Source organism: Streptomyces sp. NPDC059037 (assembly GCF_042740015.1).
Classification (GTDB): Bacteria; Actinomycetota; Actinomycetes; order Streptomycetales; family Streptomycetaceae; genus Streptomyces.
In genome coordinates this window covers 1-9,537 of the sequence record NZ_JBHYIG010000345.1, presented here as the reverse complement: position 1 = coordinate 9,537, position 9,537 = coordinate 1, and the positions used below count along the sequence as shown (strand labels likewise).

Genomic DNA, 9,537 nt, shown 5'->3' with positions numbered 1-9,537 from the left:
CGCCCTGCGGGCGCCGGGGGGTGGGCGGCCGCGCGCCCGCCCCCGGCCCCGGACACGCGCCCCCGCGCCCCCCGCGGCCCCCGACCACGACTTCTCGTACGGTCACGACGGTGAGCCCGGACGAGCGTCTGCCGCGGAGCAGTTCGGCCGCCTGCACCGCGTTGTCGACCTTGATGGCCAGCACCCCGAGGACACCGGCGTCGAGCCGGTCCCGGCGGCCCAGGCCGGCCCGGTCACCGGGGCGGTACGGGTTGTTGCTCACCAGTACGGCCTGGGGGGAGGTGATCCGCAGGGAGGCGCCCTGAACGGTGAGGCGGGAGCCGAGGTGATGGGTCAGGGCGTCCGGCAGCATCCGGAGGATGGTGTGGATCTTGTCGGCGCGGTACGCGGGACTCCGCACCACCTCCGCGTAGGCGCCGAACGAGACGTTGTTGACGAAGGTGCGCCCACCGATGCGACCGAGGTCGATGCGGAGTTCGACCCCGTCGGCGAGCGCGTCCAGACACGTGGACGGGTCCTCACGGTCCAGTCCCAGATCGAGGGCGAAGTGATTGCGGGTTCCGGCCGGCATCACCATGAAGGGGATGTCGTGCTCGGCCGCCACACCGGCGACGATGGCCTGTGTGCCGTCTCCGCCGGCGACGCCGAGGAGATCCGCGCCGTCCGTCACGGCGTCGCGCGCGAGCGCGGCCACGTCCTGAGGGTGCGCGGGGTCCAGCAACACGACCTGGGCGCCCAGGGCTTCGGCCTTCTCCTTGAGCCCGAACCTTTCCACCTTCCCGCCACCGGAACGCGGATTCATGATGAGGAACGGGCGCTCGGGCGGAGGGACGCGATATTCGGCCTGAGCCGTCTGCCCACCGTCCTCGCCGAGCGCGGCCCAGCCGGCGGAGCACGCCACGCCCCACAACGCGAGCACGACGGCCAGCACCCAGAACACGCCGACCGCCACGAACAGCGCGATCACGGCCGCCTGTACGGCCACGGCCAGGGCCAGCGCGAGCACCCTGATCAGACCCTTGCGGCTGAAGGCCCACCACAGCCCGGCCGCGCTGACGGCGAGTCCGATCAGCGCGACGGCGGCAAGTCCCAGACTCCTGAAGCCGGCGACCACCAGCGGAAGAACCACGGCGGCGACCGCCGCGGCGATCGCCAGCCGAGCCGCCCACCGAGCCGCCCACCGTGGCGCCGGACTGCCGCCGCTCATGCTTCCTCCGTAGCTCGTCGTTGCCCTACCGCGTGGTGGACGAGGACCCTGCGTCTTGCTCGTCGGGCATCCCCTCGCGCAGCTGCGGGCGCCGGGCAGCGGCCTTCTCGTCGACGGGCGGCGCGTCCGCTGCCGCGCCCTGCCGCAGGGAGACACCGAAGGCGAAGCCGGCCACCCAGGCAGCGATGAACCCGCTGCCGGCCAGGCCGAGCACGGTGCTGAGCACGAAGAAGGGCAGCGCCATCCCGTCGTTGAGGCCGCTCTCGACATTGAGGCCGCCGCGCACGAGCGAGGGGACACGCGGGCTGGAGACCGCGGTCTTGCCCAGAGCGGCGTCGGTCGGGGCCAGGATCCTCGCGACCAGCGCCGGCTCCCATACGGACAGTCCCGGCAGCAGGGGCCAGGCCGGCAGCCAGCCGGCCGGCCCCGATGGTCAGCGGAAGACCGCCGCTCATGGCGCCCTCCCCGGTCTGTCGTCATTGAAAGGCCAAACTGAAAGGCGAATTTCACCCCCATGATCAGACTCCGATCCGTCCATATCCGGCACCAACACGACGACCGGGTCCCCTGTCGTGGTCGCGGACGCGTCCCGGCCGATGCGGTCGGTCTCGGGGTGCGGATGTATCGCCAGGCACTCCGAATGGCGCACGCCGACATGCCGCACCCCCGGCAACCAGGACAAATGGAGAGAGCGGCAGCCACGCAGGCAGCGGCACCTCAACCCTGGAGGACGGATGACCAGCCCGCTGGAGCCATCGGACGTCCCCGCCTCGGAGGCTTCACCGTCGGACAGCAAGTCGCACGCGGCTGGTCCGGGCGGAATCGCGCGGAAGGTCGTCTCGGCCGTGCTGATCGTCCTTGCCTGCGTCCTGGTCCCCGTATCGGTGCTGACCGTCTGGGTGCACGACATCGTCCTCGACACGGACCGGTACGTCGAGACGGTCGAACCGCTCGCCTCCGACCCCGCGATCGAGGACGCCGCGCACAACCGAATCGTCCAGGCGGTGGACGTACGGGTCGACGGCAAACGGGCCACGGCCGAAATCGCGGCCTGGCTGCAGTCGCAGGGACTGCCGCCCCGCGCCGCCCAGGCGGTGAAGGGGCTGGCCCCTCAGCTGGACGCGGCTGTGACAGGTGCCGCGGACAAGGTGGCGACGCGCTTCGTCGAGAGCGACAGGTTCGAGAAGGTGTGGACCACCGCCAACCGGGAAGCCCATTCGGCGCTGGTCCACGCCCTGACCGGAAAGGGACGCGGGGCGGTCGGCGTCGACGACGGCACCGTGACCCTCGATGTCGGCGCCGCTGTCGAGGAGGTCAAGAAGGACCTCGTAGATGCCGGTGTGACACCGGCCGAGCACATCCCGGACGTCGACAAGAAGATGGTGCTCATCCAGTCCGACAAGCTCAAGAGCGTGCAGAGCGCCGGGCACGCACTCGACGTGGCCGGCACCTGGTTGCCCGCGCTGACGGTCGTCATCGGGGCGGCAGGCGTATTTCTCGCCTACCGACGCCGACGCGCTCTGGCGAAGACCGCCCTGGGTGCCGCGGTGGCCTGCCTGATCGTCGCCATCGTCCTGGTCGTCGCCCGCCGCTACTACCTGGACCATCTGCCCCCGCAGGTGCAGTCGGAGGCAGCCGCGGCAGCGATCTTCGACCACCTGCTGCACTTCCTGCGGGTCACGTTGCGCACCGTGATCGTGCTCGGCGTGATCATCGCTCTCGGCGCGTACTTCGTCGGACCCGGCCGAGGAGCCCACGCCGTACGGTCCGCCTCCGAGCGCACCGCCGACTCCGCGGCCCGATGGGCGGACACCCACCACATCCGTACCGGCCGTGCAGGCACCTGGACGGCGAAGAACCGGCGATGGGTCACGATCGGCGCCCTGCTGCTACTGGCCCTGGTGTTCGCCCTGTGGAACCACCCCACGGTCCTGACGGTGCTGCTGCTGGTGCTGATCCTCCTGGCGGTCCTCGCACTGATCGCCCTCCTCGCGGCGACCGGCCGAAGGACTCTGGCGGCCGGGTCCCCCGCGCCTGCGGGCCCGGGATCCGAACAGTGAGCACCCGTACGGCCTCGCACCACTGTGGGCGCCACGGGGCAGGGGCCAACACGCAGGGAGGCCCTCTGCCGGCACTTGGCCCGATTGCGTATCGCCGTTGTTGCGGATGTACTCGACGTTCTTCGCCTTGGTCCAGGCATATGGGCTGAGCTGCTCGTCGCCGCCTTGCTTGCCCAGTACGGAGCTGGAGGCGGCGTAGACCAGGCGGGCTTCGTGCTCCAAGCACAGACGGACGACTTCGCCTTCGGGTCATGGACGAGCTGATCGAGGAGAAGCTGATCCGCCTCTGCGGCCCGAAGCGCCGATGCCCGGCAGGCCAAGGTGGTGTGCGGGGGCGCAGGGTCAAGACCATGCAGTGGAGCGCTGCACTTGCCTGACGGTCGCCGCCACGGTCGAGACGACACTGCTGCAGCGGTGCCCCCGGTGATCGCCTGCGCTCTTGACACAGCGTTCTGGCTTCGGGGGTAGATCCATCATCCCCATGCGGGGAGGTGGCTGTCACCGTTCTCCGGAATGATCTTTACACCTGATGTGCACCTCTAGGCTTGCGGACGGATACAAAGCACGGATCTGACCTGGGAGTTGAAAGTGGCGCACGACGTTGCCGCACTGACGGCGGAACTTACGGACATGGCCGCGGCCGATCACCAGTCCGCCATCCATGCGAACAGCGACGACCCCGCCGAGCAGCTGGCCTGGAGACGGCTGACGGCCCGGCACGGTGACCGGCTCGGCGAGATCATGGATGAGTACGGCTGGCCGACGGCGGAACTCGTCGGCGAGGAGGCCGCACGCGCGGCATGGCTGATCGCTCAGCATGCCGACCGGCAGCTCGATGTGCAGCGTCGTGCCCTCCAGTTGATGCAGCAGGCGGTGGCGGCAGGCTCGGCCGGCCCCCGCGAGCTGGCCTTCCTGCGCGACCGAAAGCTGGTCAACGAGGGCTGCAAGCAGGTCTACGGCACCCAGATCGCCGGTGTGAAGGACGGGGCACCGGTTCCGTGGCCCTGTGCAGAGCCCGAGCGCATGGACGAACTCCGTGCCGAAGTCGGCATCGAGCCCTTCGATGAGTACGTCGCCAAGTTCTCCATGGCCTGACGCCCTGTTCCCAGTCGCGTCCGGTGGATCACCGCCCGGGCTCACCTGCCGTCGGGCGCCGAACACCGAGGCCCCGCCCGCACCTGCCCGGCGGGGGCCTCAGGGGCCGTCACGTGCCTCAGACGCCGTGTGTCACGGACGGCGGTTGGTGTCGTTGGCCAGGAGGGCGTCGCCGATGAGGCGGACTCCTCGGGACAGGCGGCCCAGTTGCTGGAGTTCGACGGCGTACATCCTGATGGAGTTCTCGATCAAGGACGCGGACACGCCCAGCGCGGGCAGTTCCGCCCGGCTGGTCTCCAGGGCGATCCGCGCCGTCCGCACCTCGTGCTGCAGCTGGAGCTGTGCGTGCCGGGCGAGCAGTGCGGGATGGCGGTTCAGCGTCGGATAAGTGCCGTACCGGGCCGGCAGCAGGTCCCGCAGCCAGCGCATCGCCGTGCGTTCCCAGTCCGGGGTGCCGGGCGCCTTGACCTGGCAGGGCCAGTCGGGGCTGAGCGTGATGGAGGCAGTCTGGCGCATTCTCGTCGCTTCCGAGTGGTGTCGAACTCTGATCGAGACGTTGTTGCGGCGGCCTCGGCCCAGGGGTTGACCGAGGCCGCCGTGAGCGCTCCGGTAGATCCGAAAGCCGGGACCGGGCACGGGCGGGACGTGAGGAGGAGGCGTCACACCGCGTGTCTGTTTCCGGGAGGGCTTGGGGTCGCCCTCCCTGGCGTCTGGTGATCCGGGGCGCTGGGCAAGTAAATATATATACCGTCGAGTACGCAAGGGCATGAAAAATTACATACGACGGTGAGGGCGAAAAGGTGAGAATGCCCAGCTCAAGACGGGGGGTGCGCGCCGAGCGGTGGGGGGACCGGCCTACAGGAAGAAACCGTGTTGGTCGGCGACCTGCTCGTAGCCTTCGAGGCGCGCCTGCGTCCGCTCAGGGTCCGCGTCGGCCATCGCCTGCAGCAGCGCCGCGGACAGCAGGCCGGGCGCCGCGTACGAGTCGAAGACGAGCCGGGACCCGGTGCCCGCGGTCAGCGTCACGTCCGCAGCGTCCGCCAGCGGCCCCAGGGTGGGATCGGTGATCAGCGCGGTACGGAGCCCCACGCTCCGCGCGGCCCGGAGCGCGCCCAGGGTCTCCTTGGCGTGCCGGGGCATGGCATAGGCCAGCATCCAGGTCCCGCCTGCCGCCCGGGACTGGAGCAGGGCGTCGTAGGCCACGCTGCCGCCACGGGTCACCAGGCGTACGTCGGGGTGGATACGCCGGGCCGCGTAGGCGAAGTACTCCGCCAGCGACACCGAGATCCGCAGGCCGAGTACCGTCAGCGGCACGGAACCGGCCAGCTCGCGCCCGATGTCCAGCGCCTGGTCGGTGTCGGCGAGCAGGCGACGTAGGTTCTGCAGGTTCTCGATCTCGGCGTCCACGGCCTCCTGCAGCGCGTTGCGCCGGAACTGGCCGCTGGCCCCCGGGGAGCCCGCGACCGCGCTCAGGGCGATCGGCTGGAGCGCGTCCCGCAGGGCGGGATAACCGCTGAACCCGAGGGAAACGGCGAAGCGGGTCACGGACGGCTGGCTGACACCGGCCCGTTCCGCCAGCTCCGTGATCGAGAGGAACGCGGCCTCGGTGAGGTGGTCGATCAGGTACTGGGCGATGCGCCGCTGCCCCGGGGACAGCCGACGGCCGTCGAACAGCGCACGGACCCGCTCGCCGGGGGCGCGCTCATGGTCCGGCGACTTCTCGCCCGGCGTGATGGCGGCCGCCTGGGCGCGTGCCTGCTGCCCGGATGACACCGACGGGCCTCCCTCTCATGTCACTCGTCACCCAACATAGCTCACCCCCTGTGGCCACCCCCTCCAGTCGCCCACCGCCGCCTGTGTCCGTGCGCCGTACCGAACAGCGGCGGGTTGAGGCGGGCGAAGGCCTCCCCGCGCTCGTGCGGGAAGTGCGGGTAGCGGGTAGAGGGCCGGGCGGTGGCCGGGCGCGGTTCACTGTCCATGCGGTGCGGATACAGTGCGCGCTTCGGCAGTTCTGGTTGCCTGAGGAGGGGAAGCGTGACCGACACCAGCGAAGCCCGATCCGCGGACGGTGCGGCGCATACAAGCGAGCAGAGCCGCCTGCGCCGGCTGATGCGCTACCTCCCTTTGATCGCCCCCGTCCTGCTGTGGACCGTCCCCTGCTGGGTGCTGCTGCACGCCGGCCAGCACTGGCCCCTCCCCGTGACGCTGGGCGGCACCGCCCTGTTCGTCCTCGGCCTGATCACCATGCCGCTCGCGATGATGCGCGGCCACGGCCGGCGGCAGCAGGACCGGGCGGCCATCCTCGGGGACACCCTCCTTGGGGCCGGCTGGACACTGTTCACCTGGTCCCTCCTCCTCGGCGTCCTGCTGCGCCCCGCCCTGACCGTGGCCGGCGTGGGCGACGGCCAGGACCGGGCCCGCATCGTCACCTGGGCGGTCCTCGGCACGGCCGCCGCACTGCTCGCCTGGGGGTACGCCGAGGCCCGCCGGGTGCCACGGGTGCGCCGGCTCGACGTACAACTCCCGCGCCTGGGAGCCGGATTGGACGGCACCCGCGTCGCCCTCATCACCGACACCCACTACGGCCCGCTCGACCGCGCCCACTGGTCGGCACGGGTCTGCGAGACGGTCAACACCCTGGACGCCGACCTGGTCTGCCACACCGGCGACATCGCGGACGGCACCGCCGAACGCCGCCGCGCCCAGGCCGCTCCGCTCGGCACCGTGCAAGCCACCCGGGCCCGGGTCTACGTCACCGGCAACCACGAGTACTACAGCCAGGCCCAGGGCTGGGTCGACCTCATGGACGAGCTGGGCTGGCAGCCGCTGCGCAACCGCCATCTGCTGCTCGAACGCGGCGGCGACACCCTCGTGGTCGCCGGCGTGGACGACGTCACCGCCGAGTCGTCCGGCCTGCCCGGCCACCGCGCCCACCTCGCCGGAGCCCTGCACGGCGCCGACCCCGAGCTGCCCGTCCTGCTCCTGGCCCACCAGCCCAAGTTCGTCGACAAGGCCGCGGCGGGCGGCGTCGACCTCCAGCTCTCCGGCCATACCCACGGCGGCCAGATCTGGCCCTTCCACCACCTCGTCCGCATCGACCAGCCCGCCCTCGCCGGCCTCAGCCGCCACGGCACCCGCACCCTCCTCTACACCAGCCGCGGCACCGGCTTCTGGGGCCCACCGTTCCGCGTCTTCGCCCCCAGCGAGATCACCCTGCTCGTACTCCGCTCCCCACAGCGACCCCCTACGCAGCCCCTATAGCTGCTCTCAGAGCGTGACGCCCTTGACGCGGGGGAAGGGCTTGGCGAGGCGCCAGTTCTCGTAGAAGCCCAGGAAGAGGCTCCACTCCGGGTTCACGGCCATCCAGTTCGCCAGAGGGACTGGACCGGTCGGCGTCGGCATGGTGGTCGTTCGTATCTCGGTGATGAAATCGTCGACCTCATGCGCCCCGGCACGCTGGGCCAACTGGAAGATGCCGATGGCCAGACTGCCGGAGACATAGGGGCCGAACAAGGCCCGCTTCGTGCGCAGGTAGGACCGTGCCGCCGATATCTGCTGGGCGGTCGGAGGATCGGAGATCGCGCCGAGGCCTGCGAAGCCCGGCCTCGGGTAGACCTTGCCGACCATGCCCTGAACCGTGGGATCAAACGTGAGCTTCCGCTTCTGGAAGTCGGCCACGATCGCGGGAGTCGCCTCCGCGGAGGCGGCGATCCGCGAATGCAGGAGCACTGAAGCGTCGTTGTCCGACACCTCCTTGGTCACCGTGGCCGTGATCTGTTCCTTGGTCCGGCCTTTCACATAGTCCTCGGGGTCCACGGTGACGCCTTCGCGCGAGAAGATCCCGACCTTGGTGATGACCAGCGTGCGCAGACCGCTGGCGGCCAGTACCTGGTTCACCGAGGAGAGGGCCGCCGCTGAGGTCGCACCGTCCGCGGTCCAGACGTGACTCCTGAATCCGGGGGTCCGGAAGCGCCCGGTTCCGTGGGCGATCACATCTGCGATGTAGGACCGGTTGGGCTCCGGAATGCCGGCCCAGATGTTCCGTCGCTGCGCGTCGTCCCGCCCTTTGATGAGGGCGTCGCGGATGGCCCATTCCGTCTGGAGAATCTTCTCGGCACGTTCCTGCGCCGTGCCGTGCAGGAAGATGTGATTGTCCTTGGCGTCGTTCCAGTCGTACGCGTGATTGCCAAGCCAGTGGCCGCCCGCGGCCATGTCGAAGACCAGGCGCCAGTTCTCGCCCTGCACCACTCGCTTGCCGACCAGGTAGAACGTGGCCCGCGCCCCTGCGGCGTTGAGGGCGTCGAGCACTCGGCCGGTGTTGCCGGCCGCGTCGGGCCCGTCGTCGTAGGTGAGCTCGAGCCGGGAGATCCGTGCCGGACGGCTCGACATGCTGGGCGGTGCCGTGGCCGCCCGACGGCCGGAATCGCCGTCGACCTCGGTCGTGAGGGTCGGGTAGGCGGCCCGCAGACCGCCCCAGCCCAGAGCCGCGACGGCCGAACCTGCCTCGGTTTCGGCCGGGTCGTGCGGTTGGGAGACGCGCGGGGCGCCGGCGCCGGCGCGGTGGTGCTGGACGACATGCACGAGTTCGTGGGCGAGCAGCCGTCGCCCCCGGTCGAGGTGCGGCTCGTAATGCCCGGGGGCGAAGAAGATGTCGGATCCTCCGGCGCATGCCGCCGCCGCTCCGTGGCGGCTCGTTCCGGCCGCGGACTCCGCATCGGTGTGCACCCGTACGTCACTGAAGTCGTGCCCTAGCGCGCGCTGGAACGTGGCGCGGACGTCAGGGTCGAGGCGCTGGCCTCGTGCGTCCGTGCCACGCCGGGTGCCGGATTCCCGGGCAGGGGCGCCTGCGGTGCCGGATTCCCGGGCGGGCGCGCCGAGTTGACGCCGCAGAGGAGGCTCGAACACGGCCATCACCACCGCACTCCCCCGCCTGCTGCTCTCCCTGGGCGTATGGCGCCACGACTGACCCTCACGCTAGCCAGCCCGCCGTCACCACCGCGTCACGTGCTCCGGCGCGGCTGCGGGCTGGCAGGCCGAGCGGGACCGGCCGCGCCCGGTAAGGCAGCAGGGCCCCGGGCCCCCCGGGGCGGGCCGGGCCGGGCCCCCCCGGGGGGGGCCCCCGGGGGGGGGGGGGGGGGGAGGGTGGTGGTGTGTGTTTAAAAAAAAACACGGCCC

At 70.9% G+C, this 9,537-nt stretch carries 9 protein-coding genes; 4 read left to right on the top strand and 5 right to left on the bottom strand.

Going from position 1 to position 9,537, the window contains the following annotated elements; genetic code table 11:
* Together ACFWY6_RS40960 and ACFWY6_RS40955 are read right to left on the bottom strand one after the other, a co-directional pair.
* Positions 1-1,207: diacylglycerol/lipid kinase family protein (locus ACFWY6_RS40960; RefSeq protein ID WP_384701644.1), on the bottom strand; the 1,207-nt coding region annotated here is incomplete at its 3' end.
* Positions 1,208-1,232: 25 nt separating this feature from the next.
* Positions 1,233-1,493, bottom strand: a complete 261-nt coding sequence (locus tag ACFWY6_RS40955) for a hypothetical protein (protein WP_384701641.1) — start codon at positions 1,491-1,493, stop codon at positions 1,233-1,235.
* 448 nt (positions 1,494-1,941) lie between these two features.
* On the opposite strand from ACFWY6_RS40955, the gene ACFWY6_RS40950 reads away from it, so the two are divergent.
* From ACFWY6_RS40950 to ACFWY6_RS40940, 3 genes are all read left to right on the top strand, one after another.
* Complete coding sequence (locus ACFWY6_RS40950; RefSeq protein ID WP_384701638.1) at positions 1,942-3,267, top strand: hypothetical protein; 1,326 nt, start codon at positions 1,942-1,944, stop codon at positions 3,265-3,267.
* 251 nt (positions 3,268-3,518) lie between these two features.
* Positions 3,519-3,644 carry a hypothetical protein gene (locus ACFWY6_RS40945; protein ID WP_384701635.1) on the top strand — a complete coding sequence of 42 codons (126 nt, stop codon included), beginning with the start codon at positions 3,519-3,521 and terminating at the stop codon, positions 3,642-3,644.
* Positions 3,645-3,855: 211 nt separating this feature from the next.
* Entirely contained in the window at positions 3,856-4,362 is a 507-nt protein-coding gene (locus ACFWY6_RS40940; protein ID WP_384701632.1) for a DUF6624 domain-containing protein, read from the top strand.
* Between the two features lie 132 nt (positions 4,363-4,494).
* Here the strand turns inward: ACFWY6_RS40940 and ACFWY6_RS40935 are convergent, their stop codons facing one another.
* Together ACFWY6_RS40935 and ACFWY6_RS40930 are read right to left on the bottom strand one after the other, a co-directional pair.
* Entirely contained in the window at positions 4,495-4,878 is a 384-nt protein-coding gene (locus tag ACFWY6_RS40935; RefSeq protein WP_384701629.1) for a hypothetical protein, read from the bottom strand.
* A 339-nt stretch (positions 4,879-5,217) separates the two neighbouring features.
* Positions 5,218-6,135: a MurR/RpiR family transcriptional regulator gene (locus ACFWY6_RS40930; protein ID WP_384701626.1), complete on the bottom strand. Its 918-nt coding sequence runs from the start codon at positions 6,133-6,135 to the stop codon at positions 5,218-5,220.
* 261 nt (positions 6,136-6,396) lie between these two features.
* On the opposite strand from ACFWY6_RS40930, the gene ACFWY6_RS40925 reads away from it, so the two are divergent.
* Positions 6,397-7,623, top strand: a complete 1,227-nt coding sequence (locus ACFWY6_RS40925) for a metallophosphoesterase (protein WP_384701623.1) — start codon at positions 6,397-6,399, stop codon at positions 7,621-7,623.
* A 6-nt stretch (positions 7,624-7,629) separates the two neighbouring features.
* On the opposite strand, the gene ACFWY6_RS40920 is transcribed toward ACFWY6_RS40925, so the two are convergent.
* Positions 7,630-9,267: a DUF4157 domain-containing protein gene (locus tag ACFWY6_RS40920; protein ID WP_384701620.1), complete on the bottom strand. Its 1,638-nt coding sequence runs from the start codon at positions 9,265-9,267 to the stop codon at positions 7,630-7,632.
* Positions 9,268-9,537 lie beyond the last annotated feature (270 nt).